Annotated in this window: 25 protein-coding genes; 5 read left to right on the forward strand and 20 right to left on the reverse strand. The window is 65.5% G+C overall.

The window, feature by feature from the left end:
- The first annotated feature begins 61 nt into the window (after positions 1 to 61).
- Positions 62 to 1,468: a glycosyltransferase family 39 protein gene (locus KTQ37_RS02790; protein ID WP_218628930.1), complete on the forward strand. Its 1,407-nt coding sequence runs from the start codon at positions 62 to 64 to the stop codon at positions 1,466 to 1,468.
- Here KTQ37_RS02790 and KTQ37_RS02795 read toward each other — a convergent pair.
- The 5 genes from KTQ37_RS02795 to KTQ37_RS02815 form a co-directional block, all read right to left on the reverse strand.
- Complete coding sequence (locus tag KTQ37_RS02795; protein WP_218628931.1) at positions 1,465 to 2,418, reverse strand: FAD:protein FMN transferase; 954 nt, start codon at positions 2,416 to 2,418, stop codon at positions 1,465 to 1,467. The genes KTQ37_RS02790 and KTQ37_RS02795 overlap by 4 nt on opposite strands.
- Positions 2,399 to 4,600 (reverse strand): PepSY domain-containing protein, encoded by a 2,202-nt coding sequence (locus KTQ37_RS02800; protein WP_218628932.1) that lies wholly within the window; start codon positions 4,598 to 4,600, stop codon positions 2,399 to 2,401. The genes KTQ37_RS02795 and KTQ37_RS02800 overlap by 20 nt, the downstream gene beginning before the upstream one ends.
- 12 nt (positions 4,601 to 4,612) lie before the next feature.
- Positions 4,613 to 5,083, reverse strand: coding sequence for a DUF2271 domain-containing protein (locus KTQ37_RS02805; RefSeq protein WP_218628933.1), 471 nt, complete (start codon positions 5,081 to 5,083; stop codon positions 4,613 to 4,615).
- A 42-nt stretch (positions 5,084 to 5,125) separates the two neighbouring features.
- Positions 5,126 to 5,506, reverse strand: coding sequence for a hypothetical protein (locus tag KTQ37_RS02810; RefSeq protein ID WP_218628934.1), 381 nt, complete (start codon positions 5,504 to 5,506; stop codon positions 5,126 to 5,128).
- Positions 5,507 to 5,655: 149 nt separating this feature from the next.
- Positions 5,656 to 5,967 carry a PepSY domain-containing protein gene (locus KTQ37_RS02815; RefSeq protein WP_218628935.1) on the reverse strand — a complete coding sequence of 104 codons (312 nt, stop codon included), beginning with the start codon at positions 5,965 to 5,967 and terminating at the stop codon, positions 5,656 to 5,658.
- A 147-nt stretch (positions 5,968 to 6,114) separates the two neighbouring features.
- On the opposite strand from KTQ37_RS02815, the gene KTQ37_RS02820 reads away from it, so the two are divergent.
- Together KTQ37_RS02820 and KTQ37_RS02825 are read left to right on the forward strand one after the other, a co-directional pair.
- Positions 6,115 to 6,774: a response regulator gene (locus KTQ37_RS02820; protein WP_218628936.1), complete on the forward strand. Its 660-nt coding sequence runs from the start codon at positions 6,115 to 6,117 to the stop codon at positions 6,772 to 6,774.
- Positions 6,771 to 8,105 carry an ATP-binding protein gene (locus KTQ37_RS02825; RefSeq protein WP_218628937.1) on the forward strand — a complete coding sequence of 445 codons (1,335 nt, stop codon included), beginning with the start codon at positions 6,771 to 6,773 and terminating at the stop codon, positions 8,103 to 8,105. The genes KTQ37_RS02820 and KTQ37_RS02825 overlap by 4 nt, the downstream gene beginning before the upstream one ends.
- Here the strand turns inward: KTQ37_RS02825 and KTQ37_RS02830 are convergent.
- The 6 genes from KTQ37_RS02830 to KTQ37_RS02855 form a co-directional block, all read right to left on the reverse strand.
- Entirely contained in the window at positions 8,102 to 9,406 is a 1,305-nt protein-coding gene (locus KTQ37_RS02830; protein WP_218628938.1) for a sigma-54-dependent transcriptional regulator, read from the reverse strand. The two genes, KTQ37_RS02825 and KTQ37_RS02830, sit on opposite strands and share 4 nt — an antisense overlap.
- A complete protein-coding gene (locus tag KTQ37_RS02835) occupies positions 9,403 to 11,250 on the reverse strand; it encodes an ATP-binding protein (RefSeq protein WP_218628939.1) in 1,848 nt (615 codons plus the stop codon). The genes KTQ37_RS02830 and KTQ37_RS02835 overlap by 4 nt, the downstream gene beginning before the upstream one ends.
- A complete protein-coding gene (locus tag KTQ37_RS02840) occupies positions 11,190 to 11,552 on the reverse strand; it encodes a DUF1850 domain-containing protein (RefSeq protein WP_218628940.1) in 363 nt (120 codons plus the stop codon). Before KTQ37_RS02840 ends, KTQ37_RS02835 begins: the two co-directional genes overlap by 61 nt.
- On the reverse strand, positions 11,549 to 13,636 hold the full coding sequence (locus KTQ37_RS02845; RefSeq protein ID WP_218628941.1) for a TRAP transporter permease: 2,088 nt from the start codon (positions 13,634 to 13,636) through the stop codon (positions 11,549 to 11,551). The genes KTQ37_RS02840 and KTQ37_RS02845 overlap by 4 nt, the downstream gene beginning before the upstream one ends.
- 65 nt (positions 13,637 to 13,701) lie before the next feature.
- Positions 13,702 to 14,649, reverse strand: coding sequence for a TAXI family TRAP transporter solute-binding subunit (locus KTQ37_RS02850; RefSeq protein WP_218628942.1), 948 nt, complete (start codon positions 14,647 to 14,649; stop codon positions 13,702 to 13,704).
- A 174-nt stretch (positions 14,650 to 14,823) separates the two neighbouring features.
- Positions 14,824 to 15,693, reverse strand: coding sequence for a bile acid:sodium symporter family protein (locus KTQ37_RS02855; RefSeq protein WP_218628943.1), 870 nt, complete (start codon positions 15,691 to 15,693; stop codon positions 14,824 to 14,826).
- A gap of 120 nt (positions 15,694 to 15,813) precedes the next feature.
- Here KTQ37_RS02855 and KTQ37_RS02860 point away from each other — a divergent pair, with 120 nt between their 5' ends.
- A complete protein-coding gene (locus KTQ37_RS02860; protein WP_218628944.1) occupies positions 15,814 to 16,434 on the forward strand; it encodes an SCO family protein in 621 nt (206 codons plus the stop codon).
- Positions 16,431 to 16,976, forward strand: a complete 546-nt coding sequence (locus tag KTQ37_RS02865; protein ID WP_218628945.1) for a TlpA disulfide reductase family protein — start codon at positions 16,431 to 16,433, stop codon at positions 16,974 to 16,976. Before KTQ37_RS02860 ends, KTQ37_RS02865 begins: the two co-directional genes overlap by 4 nt.
- 45 nt (positions 16,977 to 17,021) lie before the next feature.
- Here the strand turns inward: KTQ37_RS02865 and KTQ37_RS02870 are convergent, their stop codons facing one another.
- The 9 genes from KTQ37_RS02870 to KTQ37_RS02910 form a co-directional block, all read right to left on the reverse strand.
- Entirely contained in the window at positions 17,022 to 17,912 is an 891-nt protein-coding gene (locus KTQ37_RS02870) for an ABC transporter permease (RefSeq protein ID WP_218628946.1), read from the reverse strand.
- A 5-nt stretch (positions 17,913 to 17,917) separates the two neighbouring features.
- Positions 17,918 to 18,385: a nitrous oxide reductase accessory protein NosL gene (locus tag KTQ37_RS02875; RefSeq protein WP_218628947.1), complete on the reverse strand. Its 468-nt coding sequence runs from the start codon at positions 18,383 to 18,385 to the stop codon at positions 17,918 to 17,920.
- A 37-nt stretch (positions 18,386 to 18,422) separates the two neighbouring features.
- Positions 18,423 to 19,286 carry an ATP-binding cassette domain-containing protein gene (locus tag KTQ37_RS02880; protein ID WP_218628948.1) on the reverse strand — a complete coding sequence of 288 codons (864 nt, stop codon included), beginning with the start codon at positions 19,284 to 19,286 and terminating at the stop codon, positions 18,423 to 18,425.
- A 10-nt stretch (positions 19,287 to 19,296) separates the two neighbouring features.
- The gene (locus tag KTQ37_RS02885) at positions 19,297 to 20,274 is read right to left on the reverse strand and encodes a NapH/MauN family ferredoxin-type protein (protein WP_218628949.1); all 978 of its coding nucleotides are present in this window, start codon (positions 20,272 to 20,274) and stop codon (positions 19,297 to 19,299) included.
- The gene (locus tag KTQ37_RS02890; protein WP_218628950.1) at positions 20,271 to 21,038 is read right to left on the reverse strand and encodes a 4Fe-4S dicluster domain-containing protein; all 768 of its coding nucleotides are present in this window, start codon (positions 21,036 to 21,038) and stop codon (positions 20,271 to 20,273) included. Before KTQ37_RS02890 ends, KTQ37_RS02885 begins: the two co-directional genes overlap by 4 nt.
- Positions 21,035 to 22,330 carry a nitrous oxide reductase family maturation protein NosD gene (gene nosD, locus KTQ37_RS02895; RefSeq protein WP_218628951.1) on the reverse strand — a complete coding sequence of 432 codons (1,296 nt, stop codon included), beginning with the start codon at positions 22,328 to 22,330 and terminating at the stop codon, positions 21,035 to 21,037. The genes KTQ37_RS02890 and nosD overlap by 4 nt, the downstream gene beginning before the upstream one ends.
- Positions 22,327 to 23,508, reverse strand: coding sequence for a hypothetical protein (locus KTQ37_RS02900; protein ID WP_218628952.1), 1,182 nt, complete (start codon positions 23,506 to 23,508; stop codon positions 22,327 to 22,329). Before KTQ37_RS02900 ends, nosD begins: the two co-directional genes overlap by 4 nt.
- A gap of 66 nt (positions 23,509 to 23,574) precedes the next feature.
- A complete protein-coding gene (locus KTQ37_RS02905) occupies positions 23,575 to 24,285 on the reverse strand; it encodes a c-type cytochrome (protein WP_218628953.1) in 711 nt (236 codons plus the stop codon).
- 11 nt (positions 24,286 to 24,296) lie between these two features.
- Complete coding sequence (locus tag KTQ37_RS02910) at positions 24,297 to 24,896, reverse strand: c-type cytochrome (protein WP_218628954.1); 600 nt, start codon at positions 24,894 to 24,896, stop codon at positions 24,297 to 24,299.
- Between the last annotated feature and the right edge of the window lie 95 nt (positions 24,897 to 24,991).

A 24,991-nucleotide genomic window follows, 5' to 3' on the forward strand; every position in this document is an offset into this window, starting at 1 on the left:
AAGGGCCCTGTATTGCCGGAAGAAAGCAGCTAACAACGCGGGAAAATTCGGAACCACGATGATGCCGGCCTCACTTTCGTTCGATCGTATCCTGAAGCTGCTGCTTGGCCTCGCGCTGGCGAGTTTCGCCGCTTACACACTTTACGGGCTTTGGCTGGGCTATTCGTTCTGGAATGACGAGGTATTCAGCGTCGCCGCCGCCCTGCCGCAGGGAGAGGCGATGCAGGGCTATCTGCGCGATGTGCACCCGCCGCTCTATCAGTGGCTTCTTGCGCTCTGGGTCAAGCTGTTTGGCATCTCCGAACTGTCGGCGCGACTGTTCTCCGCGCTGTTTGTCGCGGGGGCACTGGCTGCGCTGGCAAGCCTGCGCCGCAAGATGCCGCAACGCGTTGTCCTGCTGACGCTGTTCCTGTTTCTCTCCAGCTGGCTCACAATCTATTACGCGCAGGAGGCGCGCAGCTACGCGATGCTGCTGTTCGTGTCGGCGCTCTCGTTCGTGCTGTTCACACTGGGTGAGCGGCGCTGGCTGATCGCAGTACTCCTGACGCTTGGCTGCACGCATTTCTTCGGCACCTTGCAGGCAATGCTCTACCTGCTCTGGATCGGCCTTGAGCGCGACACAGGCTGGCCCAAGCGCATCTTGCTGGCGAGCGTCGCGGGTGTGTTGATGATCTGGCCCGTTGCCATGCTGACGCTTGGCGGCGTCGACGAGCAGGTCGGCGGGAAGTTCTGGATCGACAGCACACCGCTCGACGCCCTGCAAGACGCGATCCAGGCCGGCATACCTTTGGGGTCGGCGGGGTTGATCCTGATCCTCGCCGCAGCCTGGCTGCGCAGTTTCATCCCGACACTCGAGCGCCGCGCGGCGCAGGATGCCGCGATCCTGTTCGCCGCAATGGCAATCGGCACTGCACTGCTGAACTTTCATACGCCGGTCACAACCGAGCGGAACTTCATCGTGCTTTTGCCGCCCGGATCCTTCCTGCTCGCAGTAGCGCTCGACGCGATATTGCCGCGAGTGCCGCGAAACTGGGCGCGGATCGTCCTGCTCGTTCTGATTTTCTTGGCCACGCAAGAGCGCATCTACAGCAAGATTGGCCGCAAGTTCGAACCGCTCGAGAATATCCGGGGGGCGACAGAAGGCGCGCTCGCGGCCCTCGATCCCGTTCACGGGCGGCTGTTTGCGTGGCCATTGCGCGCCCAGGCGACCATCTTCGGCTCCGAGCGGATCAACTTCTATTTCCCGCCGACCGCTCAGCCGAGGGTTCTCGACCCGCAAGCCATCCCTGCGCTACGCGCCGGAGATATCGTGGTCTTCCTGCGGATCACGGCGACCAATGCCAAAGCCGCCCCCTGCGACAACGCGCTATTTGCACATCTGGAGGCAAGCGGCACCCCCTTCCGGGCAACCTTCCCGCCGCAATCGGTGCGCTGCGAGACCGGGTTCGTGACGATCCTTGGGCCCTAGGCGTCAACCGCGCCAAAGAGCGGGCCGACACGAACTTCCGTGTCGGGGTCGCGCAGCAGAAACAGTGCATCCAACCCCTCGCGCCGGGCTACCCTTGCGCCCTCCTCGGGGCCAAGAACCATCAGAGCGGTGGCCCAGGCATCGGCCTCGGCGCAACTGCGCGCGACCACGCTAACTGAGGCTGGCCCGCCCTGCACGGGCGCGCCGCGGCGCGGCTGCATCGTGTGTGACAGGCGCTGGCTGCCCAGTTCGACCCAATGGCGATAGTCGCCCGAGGTGGCGACGGCTGCATCCGCAAGCGCCAGGATCGAATGCGGCGCGCGACGCGCGGGATCGGGCGCCTCGACCGCGACCGACCAGGGTGCGCCATCGGGGCGCAGACCAAGAGCGCGCATCTCTCCGTCGATGCCGACAAGTGCCGCCGTGATCCCGTGGTCCAGCATCACTTCAGCCAGACGATCCACGCCGTAGCCCTTGGCGATCCCGTTCAGGTCCAGCGACAGCGGCGCGCGTTTGCGGACCTCGCCACGCTCGGGGGCGAGATCAAGCGCCTCATGCGCAGGCGGCCGCGGGCGGGTCAGTGCTGAGCGAATGGCCTCGGCACTCGCAGCCTCAGGGCCGAAACCCCAGGCCCGCACCGCATCGCCCATGCCGATGTCGAAAGCCCCGCCCGAGGCGCGACCGATCCGCAGCCCAAGCTCCAGCACGCGCAGCAGATGGGCGGGCAGCACCACCCAGTCGCCCACAGGCGCCGTGTTGAAGCGCATCAGCGCGCTGTCGGGCTTCCATGTGGACATCTGATCGTCGATCTCTGCCACTGCATCCTGCAATGCGATGGCCAGCGCCCCCGGGTCATAGCCCGGGGGCGCATAGAACAGCGCCGACCAGCGGGTGCCCATCGTCGGGCCATTGAGCGCGATGCGCTGCGGCTCAGTAGGTGTCTTCGACATAGCGCCCCTCAGCTTTCAGCAGCACCGGCGACAATCCGGCGGGGGCAAGGATTTCGCCCAAGGCGGCCGACACACCTGCGGCCATCTCGCGCCCGCCGCAAACCATGATCCGCGCCCCGGACTGGATCAGCCGCGTCAACTCGGCCGCGTCAGCGCGCAGGGCATCCTGCACGTAATGCGGCCGCGCCCCGCGCGAGGCGGCGGTGATCAGGCGCGCCAGACGCCCCTCGTCCTGCCAGCGCGCGAGATCCTCGCCATAGAGAAAATCGCTTGCCGCATGGCGCATCCCGAAGAAGAGGTGCATCGGGCGGCGGCGCGCGTTGGCCCGCACGAAGCCCGCCAACGGCCCGATCCCCGTGCCTGCCCCGATCAGGATCAGTGGCACACGATCACGCCCGGCATGGAACCCCGGATTGCGGCGCAGGAAGGCGCGCACCCGATCACCCAGCTGCAAGGCCATCAGCTGCCCCGAGCAAAGCCCGCCCGTCTGCTTGCGCACCACGATCTCGACAAATCCATCGCGCGCGCCAGAGGCCAGTGAGTAGAAACGCGGGACCGAGGCGCCCTCGGGCACTACGCCGATCAGATCGCCCGCGACAAAACGGCCAAAGCCCCGCCCCGTCAGGCGCTGCCACAGCGACGCGCGGGGAAGCGCGAAGCGCAGGATCGCGGTCGGGGCCTGAACCTCGGCGCCATAGTCGCGCCGCTCGATCAACTCCAACGGTGTCGTGCGCGGCGACCGGGGTGCATGGGACAGGACCAGATCGATCCCGAGGATCTGACCAAGCGCAACGCCCCAACGATGAAAGTCCTGCGGCGACTGGCGATCGACCGTCGCAGGCGGCAGCAGTTCCTGCCAACCTTTGGCCTCGGCAGCCGCGGCGACCTCGGCGGCATAGGCGCAATAGGCCGGGAAGCTGCGATCTCCAAACCCAAGCACCGCGAGCGGCGCATTTGGCGCGGCGGGCAGCGCGGCAAGGCGATCCAGAAACCCCTTGGCCGAGGCAGGCGCCACCCCGTCGCCATAGGTCGCGGCCAGCACCAGGATGCGCTTCGCCCGGCCGTAGCTTTTCGGCGCAAAGGCCGACATCGGCGCGACATGCACCGGCTGGCCTGCCGCCCCTAGCGCGCGGGCCAGCGTTTCGGCAAAGCCGCGGGTCGAGCCTCCCTCGCTGCCGACAAGAACGATGGTCTCGGCCTGTGCAGCGGGGGCGCTGCGAAAGCCCCGCGGCCCGCGCCCGGCCAGCCAGACGGCAAGGCCAGTGCCCGCCAGCCCCGGAATCGCCAGCGCGATCAGGCCGAGAGCCAGCCCCAGAACCGAGGCCCCCTGCCCGGTATGCAGCATGTAGATAGTTTCAGATACGCGCTGCCACGGCGTCGCATCGGCCCATGCCAGCAGCGCGCCCGTGCCCTGATCGATATACCCCGATCCGGTATCGGTCTTCAGCGTGAACACATCGCTTGCATCGCCCGGATAGGGATAGGTGAAGCTGCGCAGATCGGTCACCGCAAGCGTGCCGATCATGTCGATATCGGGCAGAGCAACACCGCTGCCCCCGCTGACCGAGACGGGAAAGCCCGGCTGCGCCTCGCCATCGGGAAGCAAATCGAAGGTCGAGGCCGTCATCCACAGCGCCGTGCCAGCCGAGAGCAAAAGCCCGACCGTGGCCATGCGCGCCATCTCGGCATGCCAGCGCACAGGCCCGGCTCCGCGCATCGGCGCGAACCAGCGCCGCCAGCCACCCGCGCGCCGGGCAATCAGCCAGGCCCCGCTGAGCGACAAGATCAGCATCGCCCCGGCCCCCGCCGCCATGACCAGCGGCCCCGCGTCATCCAGAAAAAACGAGCGGTGCAGGTTCGTCAGCCAACGCTCCACCGCGTTCGGGTCCGCGCTGGCCACGCCCTGCCCCGTTGCCGGGTCGATGACCGCCGCCATGGGCGTGCCGCCCTCAAACCAGTAGGCGGTGATCTTGCCCGAGGGAGCGCGGCGGATCTGCTCAACCGTCGGGTAGACCCCGGCGATCTTTCCGGCCAGATCGGCCACGCTTTGCCCGGCCTCGGCTTGCGGCGCGCTCAGCCGTTCGGCCGCCGGGAAAACCGACAGGGCCGCCCCGCTGAGGCCAAGCACCAGCAGGACAACCGCGGCCAGCAGCCCCGGCCAGCGATGCAGCGCGCGGATCATCGCAACCCCTCCTTACATCTCGTAGGTGAAGTTGGCGATGTAGCGCCGCCCCGCGACGGGCTGCCCTGCCCCCGCCGAGGTCAGCGGCACGGCGACCTCATTGGGGCTGTCGCGCATATCCTCAACCGAGGCGTCGATATGCAGCGTGTAGCCCGCATCGAACAGCGCATCGGCCAGATCAAGCGTGATCTCAAGCTGGCGCCCGGCGCCCACGCTGGCGCCGGTAATGCCGTTGATCTGGGCAAGATCGCCCCCGGTGGCGCGATACCAGTCCGACAGGTGCTTGTAGTATTTGGACTTGCCGCCAGCCATCCAGAGGCTGCCGACATAGGCCCCGCCGGGATCGGTGACGTAAAGCGCAAGATAGGCCCCGTCCCCGCCATAGTTGTTCATCTGCGTGGTGAGCGTAACCGGGCGCGCGAGAGCCAGGGCCGGAAGCATCAGCGCCGTGGTCAGCGCCAGTGCGGCGAATACGGGTTTCATGGCAGGCAACCTTTCAACAAGGGGTGGGCAAGATGGATAGGCTCAGTTGACCTTTACCGTCGGCGTCGCGCCCGGCACGAAAAGCCCGTTCTGCGGCGGAGCGACGGTTCCGGCGGGCGCGGCCTTCTGACCGCCACGGCCGTAATCGTCGTCGTCATCATCATCGTCGTCGTGATCGTCATCGTCGTCATCATCGTCGTCGTGACTCGCGCGGAGCTTCCACAGCCAGCGGAACGCATCGTCATCGTCGTCACGATCATCGTCTGCCACACGCAGGGCGCGCTCGGCGCCCTTGGTGTCAAGACTGGTGGCGCAGCCCAGATCGCGGGCGCAGCCATTGTCACGCAGCCCGCTAAGGGCCGGGAAACCGACAAGGGCCGACAGCGCGGTCCCGGCGGCAAGAAGTGCGAAGGTTTTTTTCATGGCGAGATCTCCTTTTGATCCGATGCGATCAAACTGGCCCCGCAAACTGAGCATTTCCTGACGGCGCGGTTTTTTTTGCTTCAGCTTGCCGTCAGGAAACGAAAAGCCCCGCCACAAGGGCGGGGCTGCGGGTGCCGCGGCAGGCGGGCCTAATCGTCATCGTCCGCGTCGGGGCGGTTACGATCACGGCGCTTCTCTTCATATTCGAACTCGATCACTTCAAGCGTCGCAGGATGCAGCTTGACCTCGATGGGGCGGCCCTCGGCGTCGGTTCCGTCGATCTCGTAGCAGCCGTCGTCGATCTTGATACGCCCGACGGTCCAGCCGTTCTGCGCGGCCATCTCGGCCACGGCGGCGCGCGGCTGCCACTCGGCCATGGGCGCAAAGCAATCGTCATCGGCCAGGGCCGCCTGCGCCGGAGCCAGCGCAAGAAACACCAGAATTGTCAGCGACTTCTTCATCGGGCACACTCCGAGCCAGCGGGTATCATGGCCCCTTTCTTCACTATGAAGCTGACAGGAGCCTGAAGCAAGCCGCGGCGCCATGTCAGCTTGGCGTCAGCCGCGCGCGTCACAAGGATGCCAGACAAAGCAAGGAGCCCGCCTGCCATGCGCATTCTGCTGATCGAGGATGACACCGTTCTGGGCGCCGCTGTGCGCGACCAGATCGCGGCCGATGGCCATTCGGTCGATTGGGTGACGCGGCTCGATCAGGCGGGCGATGCGGTGGCGGGAACGGTCTATGACCTGCTTCTGCTCGACCTGATGCTGCCGGACGGGCGCGGCATCGGCTTTCTCAAGGCCCGGCGCGCGCGGGGCGATGTGACGCCGGTGATTATCCTGACCGCGCTCGATCAGGTCTCGGACCGGATCGAGGGGCTGAACGCCGGGGCGGACGACTACCTTGTGAAACCCTTCGATCTGGCGGAACTTTCGGCGCGGATCGGCTCGGTCTCGCGGCGCTATGCGGGCAATCCCAACCCGCTGATCGAGCATGGCGCGCTCCAGATCGACCTGTCGGCGCGCAGCATCCGGCGCGACGGCAAGCCCGTGGTGCTGACCGCGCGGGAATGGGCCCTGTTCGAGGCACTGCTTGCGCGGCCCGGCCAGCTTCTGTCGAAAGCCCAACTGGAGGAGAAGCTTTACGCCTTCGGCGCCGAGATCGAGAGCAACACGATCGAGGTCCATGTCAGCCGCCTGCGCAAGAAACTCGGCGCGGGCGTGATCGAGACCGAACGCGGCCTCGGCTACCGGCTGGGGTCCGCATGAAACTGCCGCGCAGCCTTCAACTTCGGCTTGCGACCTCGGTTGGCCTCTTGCTGACCGCGCTGTGGCTGACGGCGGCCTCTCTGACCACCATCGTGCTGCGCAACGAGATGAACGAGGTCTTCGACTCGGCCCTTCAGGAAACCGCGCAACGGCTGCTTCCGCTGGCCATCGTCGATATCGTCAACCGCGAGGAAGAGGGCATCACGCAGAGGCTGGCCACGATCCGCGAGCATGACGAGTATTTCACCTATATCGTGCGTGACGAACGCGGGCGGGTGTTGCTGCAATCGCATGGTGCCGATCCGGCGATCTTTCCCGCATACGAAGGCCCCGGCTTCTCGCAAAACGCCACCTATCGCTTTTTCCATGATGAGGCCCTGCGCGGCAGCCTGCGCATCTCGGTGGCCGAGCCCCTGACTCATCGCGCCGAGGTTGCGCGCGAGATCCAGATGGGCCTCAGCCTGCCGCTGCTGATCGTCATTCCGATCGCGCTCTTGGCGGTGCTGTTTGCCGTGCGCCTCAGTCTGCGGCCGCTCAACCAGTTTCGCAGCGCGCTGGCGGCACGCGGGGCGCGCGATCTGTCGCCGCTGGCCGGTGGCGATCTGCCCACCGAGATCGCGCCGGTTGTCGAAACCCTGAACGGCCTGCTGACCCGGCTTGAGGGCTCCTTCGAGGCCGAGCGCAACTTTGCCTCGAACGCCGCGCATGAGCTGCGCACCCCCCTTGCGGGCGCCATCGCGCAGGCGCAGCGCCTGCGCGCGGAAACCACGGACCCGATGGCCCGCGAACGCGCAGGCGAGATTGAATCCACGCTCAAGCGCCTGACGCGATTCTCCGAACGGCTGATGCAACTGGCCCGCGCGGAAGGCGGGCGGCTGCGCCTCGATCATGCCTCGGATCTGCGCGCGGTGGTGCGGGTCATCGCGCAGGACATCGGCCGCGCGGCCACGCCCGAGCGGCTGCACCTCGATCTGCCCGAACAGCCGGTCATGTCGGATCTCGACCCCGATATCCTTGGCATCCTGAGCCGCAACCTGATCGAGAACGCCCTGCGTCATGGACATGCAGACGCGCCCGTCGAGGTTTCGCTGAGCGACACGGGGCTATTGCGCGTCGCCAATGACTGCGCGCCACTTGACCCCGATACGCTGGACCGGCTGACGCGGCGGTTCGAGCGCGGGGACACCCGCGCCGATGGATCGGGCCTTGGGCTGACCATTGTCGCGGCCATCGCGCAGGGCATCGACAGCCCGCTCACGATCCGCTCGCCACGACCCGGCCAAGCAACGGGGTTCGAAGTGTCGATCGCCCTGCCTGTCGAGCCCGCCTAGACGCGGATCCCGTAGCGCCCGATCTTGTCGTTCAGCGTGCGCCGGGCGATGCCCAGAACCTGCGCCGCGCGCTCGGTATTGCCGCGACAGCGTTCCAGCGTCGCGCGGATCTCGCGCGCCTCATAGGCGGCGACCTTGTCAGCAAGGCTTTGCGGCGCGTCCTGCGCGGCAGCAGGCGCGTCGGGCAAATCGAGACCCAGGGCGAACCGCTCGGCCGAGGCACGCAGCTCACGCACATTGCCGGGCCAGGGGCGGCGCAACAGCTGCTGGCGCAGCAGGTAGGGCACCTCGGGTAAGGCCTTACCGTAGCGACGCGCAGCGAGTTCCGCGAAATGGACGAAGATCTGCACGATGTCCTGACCAAGCCCGCGCAGCGGCTCCAGCACGATCTCGGCTCCGGCCAGCCGGTAGAACAGATCGGCGCGGAAGCTGTCATCGAGCGAGAGTTTGCTCAAGTCGGATTTCGACAGGGCGATGATGCGCAGGTCAAGCGGGCGCAGGGTGTTTTCTCCCAGACGCTCCACCTGGCGTTCCTGCAACGCGCGCAGCAGTTTCGCCTGCGCCGGTTTCGGCATCGCCTCGACCTCGTCAAGCACCAACGTCCCGCCCGAGGCGCTCTCAAGCTTGCCGGGCTTGTCGAGCGCACCGGGGAAGGCGCCCGCGACATGGCCGAACATCTCGATCTCGAAAAGCTGCTCGGGCAGCGCGGCACAGTTGATCGCGACGAAGGGGCCAGCGGCACGCGGGCTTACGGCGTGCAAGGCGCGGGCCACCAACTCCTTGCCCGTGCCGGTCTCGCCGGTGACGATGATGTCGAGATCGAGCGGCGCCAGCGCCGCGATGCGGGCGCGCAGGGCCTCGATCGCGGGGGACTGGCCCAGTATCTCGGCCCCGTCGCGGCGCTGAAGCTCGGTTTGCAGACGGCCCAGTTCGGCGCGCGTGGCGGCTGCGCGCAGGGCCCGGTCCACCACCACCAGAAGATGCGCGGCATCATAGGGTTTTTCGAGGAAATCCTCGGCCCCAAGCCGCATGGCGCGCACGGCATGGGGCACATCGCCATGGCCGGTGATCAGGATCGCGGGCAGCCCCGGCATCCGGATCTTCAGCGCCTCGAGCAGCTCAAACCCGTCCATTCCCGGCATCCTCAGATCGGTGATGATCAGATCGGGCGTCACCGGGGCGGCCAGCGCCGCCTCGCCCGAGGCGAAACCCTCGGCCCGGTAGCCGCCCGCCTCGATCAGATCGCACAGCGCGGCACGGTGGTCGGCGTCATCCTCGACGATATGGATCAATGCGCTCATGCCCGCGCCTCTTCGATCAGCGGCAGTATGGCGGTCATCCGGGTGCCTTCACCGGGGACCGAGTGAACCTCGAACCGCCCGCCGAATTCAGACAGGATCGCCTGCGAAATGGCAAGGCCAAGGCCCAGCCCCTCGCTGTTGGTCTTGGTCGAAAAGAAGGGCTCGGTCACGCGCGGCAGGTCCTCGGGGGCGATACCGGTGCCGGTGTCCTCGACGCTCAGATGCACCTCGGCGCCATGCGTGGCGACGCTCAGGCGCACCTCGCGCCGGGGCAACCCCTCGACCGCGTCGAGCGCATTCAAAAGCAGGTTGAGCAGCACCTGTTCAAGACGCACGCGCCCCGCCTTGACCCGAATGGGCGCGCCCTCGACCGTCAGATCGGGCACCACGCCCACGGCACGAGCGCGCGGCTGCACCAGCTCCAGCGCGTTTTCCGCGACCTGCACGGGGTCGATTTCAACGAGCGTACCGCTTTCCTTGCGCGAGAAGGACTTGAGATGCTTGATCGTGCGCTGCATCCGGCGGATCAGGTTACGCGCGGTCTCGATGCGCGGGCCGGTGCGCTCGGGCGTGCGTTCCAGCGAAAGCTCGGCCGCGGCAAGGGTAGCCTCCATCGCGGCAAGGGGCTGGCTGACCTCGTGCACGATTGCGGCGGACATGCGACCTAGAGCGGCCATCTTCTCGGTATGGATCAGGCTTTCCTGTGCGGCGCGCAGCTCGGCCTCGGTCTGGCGACGGGCCTCGATCTCGCGGGCGAGCATCCGGGTGCGCTCCTCGACCTTGCGTTCGAGCAGTTCCGACTGACGCAGGCGCAGCGCGACAAGCTGACGGCGCTGGCGCTGGATTTTGGCCAGACCTATGCCAAGCCCCCAGCAGAGCGCCGCGCCCGCCCCCCAGCCAAGCGACGCGAAAATCGCGGGCAGGACCGGCGCCGCCGAGATCATGCGCCAGTCGTGCCCGAAGGGCGCGCTTTGCGTGCGCAGCCGCGCCCCTGCCCCGTCAAAAATCCAGCCCTGCGCGCCATGCAGGAGCGGTTCGTCCACCCGCACCTCAGCGCCGAAATAGGTACGCTGCGAGGTCAGCCGCGCGACCGCCTCGGGCGAAAGCGTCTCAAGCGGCTGATAGCGCCAGGCGGGTTCGCCCGACAGAAACACGATGCCATCGACATCGGCCACGGCATTGGCCTGCCCCGCCGCGCGCCAGGCCTCTTCCAGCGGATCGAGGACGACCTTCACGACAACGACCCCCTGCTTGCCCTGCGCAAGGTCGATCCGCGCGGCCAGGAAATAGCCGGGCGTGCCCGTGGTCACGCCGATGGCGTAAAACCCGCCCGCGCCGGTCTTGATCGCCTCGCGGAAATAGGGGCGGAAGCTGTAGTTATTGCCGACGAAGCTCTCACCCGTGTCCCAGTTCGAGGCCGCGAGCGTCTGCCCTGCCGCGTCCATCAGATACAGGTGGCTCGCCCCTGCTAGCCCGGTCACACGCTGCAAATACCGGTTGGCGGCGTCAATCACGCCGGGGTTTTCGGGGTGCAGGATGGCGTCGCGGATGCGGGCGTCCTCGCCGGTGACCTTGGGCAGGTAGCGAAAGCGGTCGATCTCGGTCTCAAGCGCGCGCAGACTGAGGATCAGGCTTTGTTGCAGCCGCGCGTCGATGTCGGCGATGGCCGCGCGCCAGGCGAGCGCGCCCGCAAGGACCGCGACGCAGCAGATGGTCAGCACGCTCAGCGCGGCCGGAACCCGGCGCAGACGGGACAGACCGCCCCCGGTTGCCGCACCCGCCGTCATGGCGCGCAGGGCCGCAGCACCAGCGGCTCGGCTTCGGTCGCGCCAAGCGTCACGCAATCGGCGCCGCATAGCTGCCAGCCCGTGGGCGTCTTGCCCGAGGCCGCCAGCACCAGTTCGCGCACCGGCGGCGCCGAGGGTTGCCAGACCCACCAGCCATCTTCAAACACGCCATCGGGGCCGGGTTCCATCCCCGCCCCCGATCCCTTGACCGCCGCCTCTATCAGCCGCATCCGCCCATCCTCGACCCGCCAACGCTCGCGCCAGCTTTCCTTCTCGACCGAATGGGTCCATTCGAGGCTGAACTCGCCGCCCGCCGCAAGGGCAATCGTCATCGCCCCCGCGATCAGGCAGCCGCTCATGCCGGCACCCGGCCCCGGCGCACCCAGAGGAACGCGCCGAACAGAATGGCCAGGGCGAAGCCCACCTCATCGGTCAGGGCCAGCGCCGCGACAAGGCAGAAGGCGCCCGCCATGGCGATCAGTCGTTCCCACACCGCCAGCGGACGGCCAAGCCAGCCGATCACCGCAGCCCCCCAGAGCGCCAGCGACAGCACCGCCTTGAGCACGATATAGGCCACCGCCGGGACATAGCCGATCGCGGCTGCCAGCGGCCCGCCATCTTGCAGCATCAGGGCCGGGGTATAGACCGCCATGAAGGGCACGACGAAGCCCGCGGCGGCGACCTTGACGGCCTCGAAGCTGATGCGCAGGCCGCTTTCCTTGGCGATCGGTGCCGCTGCAAAGCAGGCCAGCGCCACGGGCGGCGTGAGGTCGGCGAGGATCCCGAAGTAGAAGACGAACATGTGGCTGACGATCAGCGGCACACCAAGCGCCAGCAGCGCCGGGCCCGCGATCGAGGAGGTGATGATGTAGTTCGGAATCGTCGGGATCCCCATGCCCAGCACGATACAGGTAATCATCGTCAGCACGAGCGACAGGAACAGGCTGTTCTCGCCCACGCCCACGATATACTGGCCAAACGTGTTGGCCGCACCGGTCAGGGTCATCACGCCGATGATCACGCCCACCAGCGCACAGGCGATACCCACCGGCAGCGCGGTCTTCGCGCCCTCGGCCAGGCTGTCACGGCACAGCGCCAGCGTCTCGCGCCCGCCCTTCGAGAAGATATTGACCGCGACCAGCGCCGCCAGCGCGATCATCACGATGTTCAGGCCGAACTTGAAGAAAGCCGCCGCAATCAGGCCAAGGAAGATCCAGAAGATCACCCGCAGCACCCCCTCGGGCATACCAAGCGCGACCGAGCCGCCGAGGATCAGCATCCCCGTCAGCGCCAAGCCCACAGTGCCCGCGAAAAGCGGCGTGTAGCCGGAGAACAGCAGGTAGACGAGCACCGCCAGCGGCAGGATCAGATACCAGCCCGCCTTCAGCGCAGCCATGGCCGAGGGCAGATCCTCGCGCTTGAGGCCGCGCAGGTTGCGCTTGCCTGCCTCAAGGTGAACCATCCAGAAGACACCGAGGAAATAGAGGATTGCGGGGATCAGCGCGGCCTTGACGACCTCGACATATTCCACACCCAGGGTCTCGGCCATGACGAAGGCCACAGCGCCCATCACCGGCGGCATGATCTGCCCACCCATCGAGGCGGTGGCCTCGACCCCGCCGGCGAAGGCCGGGCGATAGCCGAAGCTTTTCATCAGCGGGATGGTGAATTGCCCGGTGGTGACCACATTCGCCACGCCCGAACCCGAGATCGTGCCCATCAGCCCCGAGGACAGCACCGACACCTTGGCCGCGCCACCCATCTTGTGACCGACAAGGCCAAGCGAGACATCGGTGAACAGCTTGATCATCCCGGCTTTCTCAAGAAAGGCTCCGAACAGGATGAAGAGGAAGATATAGGTCGCCGAGACATAGGTCGGGATGCCGTAGATACCTTCGGTGCCATAGGTCAGGTGCTCGATCACCTGCGCGAAATCGTAGCCGCGATGGTCGAGCGGGGCGGGCAGATACTCGCCCCAGAGCGCATAGCTGAGGAAGATGCCCGAGATGATCGGCAGCGCGGGGCCCATCAGCAGCCAGGCGGCGGTGAAGATGGTCACCAGCGCCGCGACGCCAAAGACGATGTCGCGCGTCAGCGGATCGCCCGCGCGCATCAGCAGATCGGTGAACTCAATCCACTGGTAGGCGGCGACAGCCACGCCAACACCGGCCAACGCATAGGACAGCGCCTTCATCGCCGGGCCGCGATGCTTGGCAATCGCCAGAAGCGGCAGACCAAGCGCCAGCAGGAAGCCCACATGGACCGCGCGCACGACCTGGCTAGGCAGGTCGATCACATGGGCCGCAACCGAGATTTGAAACACAGAGAAGGCAAAGGCCAGCCAGAACAGCCCGCGCCCCTCATGCGTATCGGGAAAGCTTTCCGCCAGCGGATCGTGCAACCCGAGCTCATCCTCGGGCAGGTGATGTTTGGTCTGTTCCATGATGTCCTCCCCCGTGGGTAGCGGCCCGGCTGACCGGACCGCCCCCTTGCCCCTTCAGGCCGTGCTTAAAGCAGGCCCTGCTCTTTGTAGAAGCGCTCGGCGCCCGGGTGCAGCGGGATGGGCGATCCCTTGATCGCGCCTTCCAGGCTGATGCCGCCGGCGGCGCTATGCGCGGCCTTGAGGGTGTCGAGATTCTCGAACATCAGCTTGGTCATCTGGTAGGCGACCTCGTCCGAGACATCCTCATGCGTGACGAGGAAGTTCACGACGGCAACCGTCGGCACGTCGGCGGTCTGACCCTCATAGGTGCCCGCCGGGATGGCGCTGGCGATATAGGGCGCGCCGAGGCTCTCGGCCACTTCTGCCGGGACCGACAGGAAGGTGATCGGCTGCGAGGTCGCCAGATCCTTCAGCGCCGCGTTGCCCAGACCCGAGGATTGCAGCGTCGCGTCCAGCTGGCGGTTCTTCATCAGTTCGACCGATTCCGCGAAGGGAAGGTATTCGAGCTTGCCGAGATCCTCATAGCTCATCCCCGAGGCGCCAAAGATCGCACGGGCGTTCAGCTCGGTCCCCGACTTGGCGGCACCGACCGAGAGGCTCTTGCCCTTGAGGTCCGCGACCGTGGCGGCGCCGGTTTCCGAAAGCGCGGCGATCTGGATCACGTTGGGATAGATCGCGGCGATGGCGCGCAGCTTGCTCAGCGGCTCCTTGAAGCCCGCATCGGCATTGCCTTCCCAGGCGTATTTGACCGAGTCGCCCAGTGCGAAGGCCAGCTCGCCCTTGCCCTGCTGCAGCAGGTTCAGGTTCTCGACCGAGGCCTTGGTCGATTGTACCTGGGTGCGCGCGCCCTCGATGCCCTTGGCATAGACATCCGACAGCGCCACGCCGAGCGGGTAATAGACCCCCGAGGTGCCTCCGGTCAGAATGTTGATGAATTCGCTGGCCTGTGCGACCGGCGCCGAAACCGCGATCGCCCCGGCGACAACCGCGCCGAGCTTCAAATTGTGGAACATCATGTCCTCCCCATGCATATTCCCCGCCTCCTGCGGGGCTGTGCGACAGGGTGAGGGCAAAGCGCCTGCGATCAAACCTCTTTCCAGCGCGCGGGGCCAGATTCGTGGCAGCTTCCCGCCCCGGCTCTGGCCGGTTTCCGCCACGCACGGAAATTTCGATTGTCTGGCAGAGCCTTAGCGGACTCTGAGCCGGGCGCCTTCCGCGCCGCGTGGGGCGAGGCTGGCCAGCCCGATCAGGACCAGAACGACAAGGTTCATCACCACCGCATAGATCAGGCCCGGGATCGACAGTTCGGGCGATTTGAGCAGCGCGCCCGCGACGAAAATCGTGATGGCGACGTTTTGCAGCGAAACCTCGGTCATGATCGTGCGGGTCGCCGCGGCCTCTAGGCGCAACCCGCGCCCGGCGGCGAAGGCCAGCATGGGCGCGATCACGGCCAATGTCACCACGGCCATGCCCGTCTCGGCAAACGCACGCTGCATGGCACCCCAGTTCTGCGCGAAGGTCGCCAGCACCATCAGAACGAACAGCAGCTTGGCCAGCGGATCCACGACGCGCACCATCTTTGCAACCATACGCGGCGCGAAATGCGCCAGCGCCATCCCCAGCAGCATCGGCACGATGGCCACCGCCGACATGCCAAGCGAGATTTTCAGCAGGCCCGCGGGTTGCGGCGCGGTCACGCCCGCCGCCACCAGCACCAGCGGCAGGGTGATCGGCGCCAGAAGGCTCGTGCTCAGGGTCATCGCGACCGACAGGCCCACCTTGCCCCGCGCCAGATGCGTGGCGTAGTTCGATGTCACCCCGCCCGGCGAGGCGGCGACCAGCATCAGCCCCGCCATCAGCATCGGCGACAGGCCAAAGAGACTGCCGATGGCGAAGGCCAGCAACGGCAGCCCGAGCACCTGCAACGCCAGCCCCGCGCCATAGGCGGGCGAGCCGCGCAGTGCGCCGGTGATGTCGCGCAGTGCGAGGCGCAGCCCCAGCGAGAACATCAGGATCATCATCGCCACCGGCAGGAAGGCCGCAAGGATCGCCGTCATTGGAAACTCCCGTTCTTTTGCTCTGGATGCCCTGCGCCGCGCCGCGCGTCCCTGATCAAAGTCAAGGTCGCGCGCAGCGTCGGGGGCTAGTGTCCGCCCATTACCAAGAGGACATGGCCCATGATCACCCGTCGCTTGCTCATCGCTTCCACCGCGCTCTTGCCGCTTCTTGCCCGGGCCGGCTTTGCCCAAGACGGGCATGCCGATCTGGAACCCGAGGCCGATGCCGGCATGATGCAGGACATGCCGCGCCGCTACATGATGGAAGACCTCTACGGCAACGTCATGACGAATGAGGAGTTCGCGGGCAAATACCTGCTGATCTACTTTGGCTACACCGGGTGCCCCGATGTCTGCCCGACCTCGCTGTCAACCATGGCGGATGCGCTCGATCTCTTGGGTGAGGACGCCGCGCAGGTCACGCCGATTTTCGTTACCGTCGACCCCGAGCGCGACACGGCAAAGCTCATGCGCGAATACCTCGCCTTCTTCGACAAGCGGATCGAGGGGCTGCGCGGCCCGAAGGCCTATACCGATCACATGGTCAAAACGTTCAACGCGCGCTACGAAAAGCACATTCCCGATCCCGCGCAGCCCGACCGCTACTCGATCGACCACACCGCCTCGATCGCCTTCCTCGATCCGGTCGGGATGCTGATCAAACGCTACCCCCACGGCACCAGCGCCGAGGATATGGCCAGCGACATGCGCACGATCATGGCCGAGGTCCCGGTGAAATGATGCGAACGACGCGGCGCGGTGTTCTGGCGGGTCTGGGTGCCACACTGGCGCTGCCCGGCATCCTGCGCGCCGAGGAGGCCCTTCCCCCGACTGCGGCGACATTGGCGCGCGCCGCCACACCGCCGCGCGATGCCTCGGGGCTGATCATGAAGGACGGCGAAGGTGCCGCGCTGGCGCTGGCCGACTTCGCAGGCAAGATCGTGGTGCTGAACCTCTGGGGGCCGTGGTGCGTGCCCTGCCGGCGCGAGATGCCCTCGCTTGCGCGGCTGGCCACGACGCTCGACCCGGCGCGCGGCGTCGTGCTGCCGCTGGCCTTCGATTGGCGTGGCGCGAGTGCGGTGCGGCGGTTCTACCGGGAAACCGATATCACCAACCTGCCGGTGCTGACGGGCGATGGCGACAATCTCAAGGCGGTCCTGGGCCTTGAGAACCTGCCCACAACGGCGATCATTGATCGCACCGGCCGGATGATCGAATACGTCGAAGGCGAGGCGCGGTGGGACGACCCGACCACGATCGAGTGGTTGATGGGCTTGGCCTGAACGCCCCCGAAACGAAAAGCGCCGCCCCAAGGGGCGGCGTTTCTCTTAGACCAGATCCCCGCGCGAGAAACGCCAGTATCCCAAGCCCGCAAGGGCCGCGCCAAGCGCCGTCGGATAGGCCATCGCCCAGGCGACATATCCTGCCACCCCGAAGTGATCGAGGATCACGTAGGACGCCGGGCCCAGCAGGATCAGCTGCGGGTCGAACAGGATCATCGAGGCCGTGCGGAAGCTTTGCAGCGGGTTGGCCAGCGCAATGCCGATGACGAAATCGGGCACGAAGCGTTGCTGGATCAGGATCGACAGCAACAGCAGGTCAAGAAAGGCCACCAGCGTCAGCCAGATCAGCAGGCTCGCGCCGAGTGCGACCTCGGTCGAGCGCGACACGGACGAGATCAGGAAGCCGATCCCGAGAAAACAGGTCGCGAGCGCTGCGACAAGGCCGGAATAGAGGCCGACATGGCGCCAGGGCACCTCATGCCCCATCACCGCGCCATAGGCCGCAGCCAGCGCCAGTGCGGCGAAGATCGGGGAAAGCACCAGCATCAGTCGCGCAAGAAAGCGCCCCCAGTACCAGGTCCGCAACGAGACCGGGAAGGCCAGCATATATTCGAGGTTGCCCGCCTCACGGTCCCCCACCATCGAACGCGCGGTGGTGACGACGATGAATAACGGCAGCACTGCCATCATGATCTGGATATAGGTCACCAGCAGCCGCGAGAGCCCGGTGAAGCCCAGTACGCGGCTTTCGGAAATGCCGGTGGTGATCAGCAGCAGCATCAGGCCGATGGCCACGAAAGAATAGAAATGGAACCAGCGCGAGCGCAGCGACTCCGACAGTTCGAGCCGCAGCATCAGGCCAAGCCCGGTGCGCGGCGTCACGGCCGGATCGCGGCGAGAGGTCGGGGCCTCGCGCAGCACGGGTTCAGGGGTCATTGCGTTCATCCTCGGTGTCCTTCCCCATCCGCACCCGGTACGCAGCGCCAAGTCAAGCCGCGTTTGAGCACCTCGACCCTCATCGTGGCATAATCGACCGTATCCGAGGCGGGATGGCGCACCGCTGCAAAGCCGTAGTCCATGGGCGAAACCATGCCCGCGCGGTAATGGGCCTGACGCGCATCCATCCAGGCATCGCCCTTAGTACCGCTGTCGTAATCCATCACCCAGAACTCGATATCGGGTGCGTCTTTCCAGGGCTGTTCCTCAAGCCAGTTCACCGCATCACCGATGTCGTCGAACTTCACCAGCTTGCGATCCGGCCCGCCGCGGATCTCGGAGGCGTATTGCGGCTCGGAGATGATCATGCCGCAGATCTCGCAGGTCTCGCGACCCCAGCGGATCGGCTCGGGGCCTTCGGATTGTGGCTTGCAGGCGGCCAGCAGCGGTGCTGCGGCCAGCAGCGCGATCATCTGGCGACGGGAGGGGCCGTGACAACGTCTGCACATCTCAATTCACCCTCTCAGGTTGCTGATCAAGCGACAGGCTTTCGATCAGGCTGCCATAGCGGGCCAAAAGCCCGAGGAAACGGAAAGTCTCGGCGGCGGGCACGGGGCCGGTGAAGCGCGTGCCCGCGCCATTGGCCTCAAACCCCCAGCCCGACAAAGCCAGCGCGAAAGGCGCATGCGGCGCCGACAGCACGATCTCGGCGCGGCGGAACTCACCCGCTTTGAGGCGATCCATCACCGCATCGTCCAGCACCACGCGGCCCCGGTCCATCTCGATCACGCGATTGACCAGCGGCGCCACTTCTTCCAGGCGGTGACTGGCAATTAGCATCGAGGCATCCCGGCGCTCGGCCAGCAGGTCGATGAAGACCGCGCGGGCCGCCGGGTCGAGGTTGGCCGAGGGTTCGTCGAAGATCATCAGATCGGCGTTGCGGCCAAGCGCGACAGTCACGAGGATCTTTTGCTTTTGCCCGCCCGAGAGACGGTAGAAGGGGCGTTTCTTCACCTCGTCGAGGTCGATACCCATGCGTTCGGCAATCGCTTGCATCAGCGCGCGGTCGGCCCCGGCGCCCTTTTCGGCGAAGCCCAGCAACTCGCCCACCGGCATACGCAGCGGCGGCGGCAGTTGCGGCACGAAGGCAATACGCGCGAGCGCACCCGCATCGCGGCGCCCGGCGCCAGCGCCGTCGAAACCGACGCGCCCGTCATGCCGGTATTGGCCGAGCAGGCAGCGAAACAGCGTCGTCTTGCCCGCACCGTTCGAGCCGATCAGCGCGATGCGGTCGCCTGCGGCGATCGAAAGCGTCAGCTCATCCAGAACCGCGCGGCGGTCGAAGCGTTTTGTCAGGCGGTCGATGGTGATCATGTCGCCCTCCTCAGACGATCTTGTCGAGGCCGCGGATCGTGAAGCTCAGCGCTTCCTGCGGGCAGGCATCGACGCATAGCCCGCAGCGCGTGCAATCGGGCCCGATGAATTCCGTGGTGTCCGAGGCATAGCCCATCTTCGTGATCTCCAGCACATGCGGCACAAGGCAAACCGCCCTGCACTCCCCTTCATGCACGCATTTTTCGAGATCGTATTTGATCTGGACCGGTGCAACAGCGCCCGTGATGCCATAAGTCAGCCCGATCGGGCAGACATAACGGCACCAGAACCGGCGAGAGAAGAAGACCTCAATCCCAAGCAGGAAGATCACCCAGACGACAGCGACGGTCGGGCCGTAGATCAGCGCGCGGCTGACGATGCCCACCGGGTTGATGTATTCGAAAACCGTGTAGCCGGTGAAAAAGGCCAGGCCCATGAAGATGACCCATAGCACCACCCGCAGACCTCGATGAAACGGGTGATCCTTGACCCAACCGCGCTTCGCGAGGAAGAGGTGGAGCGCCTCGGCCCATTCGGCCAGCAGGTGATAGGGGCAGGCCCAGGAGCAAAACGCCCGCCCGCCCACGATCCACCACAAAAGCACGACCGTTACGGTACCGATCACGAGGTTCAGCACCAGTTCCTTGTAAGCCAGAAAGACCTGAAGCGCCGCGTTCGGGTCGGCCATGTGAAAGCCGAGGAAGCGCGAGGCCGACATTGAGCCCTCGACCAGCTGCACGTCCCACGCAAAGGAAATGATGAACAGGGCGTTGATCAGGATGATCGAGGCCCAGCGCATGTTGCGCCACTTGTTGCTGACCAGCGGATACTGGTGTTCGTGATCGATGATCGCCTTGCGCTTCTGGACCTGCTCGGGGGTCTTCTTGTAGCGCTTCATCTCGCGCGCGGCATCGGTTTCCTCGGTCGGCGCGGCCTTGCGCGGATCGGCGCCGAACATCATCGCCAGCTTGTGCAGGAACCACTTCATGATTGTGCCTCCAGGGTCAGTTCGGTGTCGATGATGATAGCGGCGGGCTCGGCGGGGCAGATCATCTCGCAGGTGCCGCAGCCGACGCAGGCCTTGTGCACGGTGGGGATGCGCCGCGGATCGGCCGGATCCTCCGAGATCCTCTCAAGGCTGATTGCGCCCTGGATGGGGCATTCGCGTACGCACAGGTCGCACAGCTCCAGCTCATAGGGATGCGAGGCGACGGGCTGCGGCTCCCACCGGTCGATCTCTTCGTAGCGCAGAAGGCCGGTGAAGTCGTAGCCGCGCGCAAGTCCGGTAAAACCCTCGCCCTTCATGGCAAGACAGGATTCGGGCCGCGCCAGCCGCGCGAAACCCATGGTGACCTCTTCCTTGGTCGCGATCGCGTGGCTCAGCGCCCCCGTCGGACAGGCCAGAACGCATTGCACCGCATCGCAAGAGAAGTCGCAGGCCTGAGCGCGAGCGTCAATATAGGGCACGCCGAGACCGTAGCCCTCATCGCCATCGGCCAGCTTGATCGCTTCGACTGGACAGACCTGAACGCATTGGCCACATTTGATGCAGGACGCCAGAAAGTCCTTCTCGGCCAACGCACCAGGCGGACGCAGCCGGTCAAACATCTGGCGATACACGGGATACCAGCCGACGAGGCCCGCAGCCACGGCGGCCACGCCCAGCCCCACCGTGCGCAGCATCAGGCGCCGCCGCTCCAGCTCGCGCCGGGTCAGGCGGGGTTTCTTCGGGGTATCGGAGCCGTCGGTCATTGCGTAAGCATCTCCAGCGCGGTTGTCGGTTTCTCGACGCGCGTCGCGGTTTCGGTCTGCGCGGCACTGTGGTTCACCGCCTGCTCATAGGGGCGCGTTTCGCGAACCAGCAGGCGCGGCTCGGTGAAGGGCGCGAGGCGTTCGACAAAATCGAGCGCCGCAAGCGCCAGCCCACCCCGGAAGAACGCCGCCGAGGGCACATCCATCCACAGCCGGTCAGCATAGTTGTAGATCTCATAGGGCGCGTCGCCCTCGCCATCGCCATCGGCGTCAAAGCCCGCGTAGTCGTCCCAGTAATTGCCGTTCCAGCCCTCGCGCAGCGCCGTGCCGCGGCCGCGCACCGACACCTGGGTGAAATTTGACAGGAAGTTGTTCTGCGAGAAGTTGTTGCCTTCCCAGTCGGTGTGGAACTCGACGCCGACACCGTTGTAGGCGATCTGATTGCGGTGGATTTCGTTGGTCTTGTCCGGATCCCAGGGCGAGGGGTCGATATAGATACCCACCGCATTGCCCAGGATCACGTTGTCCTCGACCACCGCACCCGAGGTTTCCTTGAACCCCACGCCCAGCCCCGAGGCGCCCCATGCCCGCAGGATCTGATTTCCGCGCACGTTGATATCGTTGGCATACATCAGGAAGACACCCACGACGCAGTCCGAGATCTCGTTGCGCTCGACATCGTTCTCATGGGCATACATGAAATGGATGCCATAGCGGCCGTGCTGGATGCGATTGTCGCGGATCTTGTTGCCGCTGGAATACCAGATCACGAAGTCGCGGCTGTGCTCGACATGGTTCTGCTCGAAGATATTGTCGTTCGAATACCAGATACGCACGGAATCCCCGCGCATCTCCAGCGGCATATCCTTCGAGCTGATATAGTTGCGGCGCAGCACATTGTTGCTGGCCTCTGAGAGATCCAGGCCGAAAAGGCTGTTCTCGATGCGTACATCTCGTACCACGTTGAAATTGCCGTGGATGCGCAGCCCGGCATCAACCTTGTTGTGCAGACGGCCCGAGTTCCGGATCGTCAGATTCTTGAGCGTGACGCCATCGGTCTCGATGGTGACCACGGTGCCGGTGCCGCCCCCGTCGATCACCGCCGCGCCCTGCCCGTCGATCACCACCGGATGGCGGATGACCAGCGGGCCCTGATGGTTGCCGGGTTCGAGAACGATCTCGGCGCCATCAGGGGCGGCGTCGATGCGCTCTTGCAGCGTCTCGGCCAAGGCCGGGGCCGCAAGGGCCATCAACAGAAGGGCAATCGAGGCGGCACGCATGGCATGGCTCACATCTTGGCGGCAGCATCACCCGCAAGACGGATCTGCTTGAAGCGGATCAGCGCCGCCAGAAGCAGGACCGCCGAGGAGGCAAGCATCAGGAAGAACCCGGTCGAAGGATAGCTGTGGGTCGTGAACTGCGCCACCTTGCCGTCGCCAAACACCGTCGGCATGAAGGGCTTGAGCGTGAAGGCCCCCATCTCGTTGAGGCTATGCCCGTACCACCACAGCCAACCGGCGTATTCCGCAAGGAAGCCCACCGGCAGCGCCATCGGCACCAGCACCAGCAGCCAGTAGAAGACCGAGCGCGCCGAGAAAGCAGCGAAAACCATCAGCGCCATGAAGGCCAGGATCACGACATAGAGCACCTGCGCGACCGAGCTCATCGTGGCAACGAGCGGGTCGTTACGCTCGGGTTCATTGAACCAGCGGGCCAGCGACTTGGCATAGTGCCACTCGAAAACCTGCATGACCGAGCCGCTCCACGCTTCCTGCTGATCCGTGGGCTTCTTGTTGTTGTCGATGTTGTAGTTGGCGCGCAGGTTGTCGATCAGCGCCTGCTTGTCGCCAGTGCCTGCGACCACCGGCGTTTCCTTGGCCTCGCTCTCCTCAAGCGATTGCTTGAGCATCTTCACGATCGGCGACAGGTTCGAGTCGTCCACCTTTTCGCCGGAATCCTGCCCCAGCGACACGACGAGCCCCTCAAGATAGGCGGTGGTATGTTTCGAGATCCCGTTCTCGCCATGCATCGCCAGCGTCATCCAGGCCGCGACGGCGCCATACCCGACCACCGACACGGCGATGCGCGCGTTGCGCCCCGGCGCCGCGAAAGCCAGCAGCATCACCCCCATCATACCGAAGAGGAAGGGCGAATAGGCCTTTTCGACAGGGCCGCCCGAGGCGATCGGATACATGCCAACATAGTGGTTGATCGTGTCCATCTCGTGGACGCAGTCGAGGGCTTCGTTCTCTTCGACCTCGGTCGAGTCGCGGATATCGCAGCCGTTGCGCACCGAGTCCATGTGGAAGAGGATACGGATCCCCTGCGGGAAGGTCGCCTCAGGGTAGTTCGGGGCCGTCAACGACACCCACCAACCGGGGCTGAAAAAGGAAGCGGCAATGAGGCAAACGGAAATAAGGGTCAGTACGCGGTAAACGATCCCGCGTTTGTCGGTGGCGGCCTTGTCCATGGGTGAGGTCCTGTCAGGCTATGTGGGCAACCGGGCGGGGAAAGCAATCCCGCCCGGCGCATGGTCTTACCAGTCGAAGTCGGGGTTGACCCAATCCGGATCGCCGACCAGTTCCGCCGGCGGCTTCAGGCGCGAGACATAGTCGAGCACCGCCAGGGTGTCACGCTCGGTAAAGGTCTGGATCTGCTGCACCATGTCCGGGTTGGCGTTCCGGCGCTTGCCTTCCTTGATCCACTGATACTGACGCACAAGGTAGTTGTAGTGCTGGCCGTGGATGCGGGGATAGAACTTGTCGTTGTCGCCTTCGCCGTTCTCACCGTGGCAACGCACGCAGTTGTCCTTGTAAAGCTGCGCACCCAACTCCAGATCGTCGCCCTTGCCGACGCCGTTATTGGGGTTCATCGGCAGCTTCGAGATATACTCGGCCACGTCCGCGATCGCCTGCGAGCCGCCAATTTCCGAGGGCAGCGCGAAGGGATACATCGTCGGGTTGTCGCGGTTCAGCGCGCGAATATCGGCGAGCTGCTTGATGATGACGGTGTAGTGCTGCCCCGAGATCTGCGGGAAGGTGCCGTCGTCCAGGCCCCAACCGTTCAGCTGGTGGCAGGCCGAGCAGACCTCATAGACCTCGATCCCGTTCTCGTAGTTCGGGGTCAGGTGCAGCGCTTCATCCTGTTCACCCCCGCCCTGGTTCCACGACGAGGTGTCGACAGTGCCCGCAGCCAGCGCGGGCAGTGCCAGCGCGACGAGAGCGGCGGAAAGAAGAGTGGCTTTCATGGCTGGTCCTTTCATTTTGCGGAACGGTCGATCTGCGACAGCCAGGTGGCGATGACAGAAATGTCTTCGTCCGAGGCCTTCTTGATCGTGCCAAACATCAGCTTCGACTGACCGTTGACGCGCACCTTGTCGCGCATCTCGGTCATCGCGCGGATGAGGTAGTCGCGGTTCAAACCGGCGACGAAGGGATAATTCTTGCTGGTAGGCTTGCTGCCTTCGGCGCCGTGGCACGACTTGCAACCAAGCGAGTTGAACGCCTTTTCACCCGCAGCGAGCGTCTCGGCATCGGGCGGGGGGTCCAGCGGCTTGGGCGCGCCGGGCGCTTGATCGGCCAGATATTTGGAGACCTTCTTCAGATCGTCGTCGGTCACCAGATGCATGACATCGATCATGCCCTGCACGAAAGGATGGCCCGTCGTCTCGTCAACGGTCCCCAGGCGCTTACCCGCCTTGATATCCTTGAGCTGCTGCAGCAGGTATTTCTCATTCTGACCGGCCAGCGCGGGATAGGTCATCACCGGCTTGGCGCCCTTCATGCCATGGCAGGCCATGCAGGACTTGGTCATGTAAATCTTCTTGCCCTCGTCCGGGCCTTCAGCGAGTGCGGGCATTGCGACGCACGTAAGCGCCGCGGCGAGAAGGCTGTTCAAGATGGGACGCATTGGCGCAATCCTCGTATCTGGCAGGGAAGAAGGCGGCGGCCCTG

The sequence above is a fragment of the Sedimentimonas flavescens genome (assembly GCF_019264375.1).
Lineage (GTDB): Bacteria > Pseudomonadota > Alphaproteobacteria > Rhodobacterales > Rhodobacteraceae > Rhodobacter > Rhodobacter flavescens.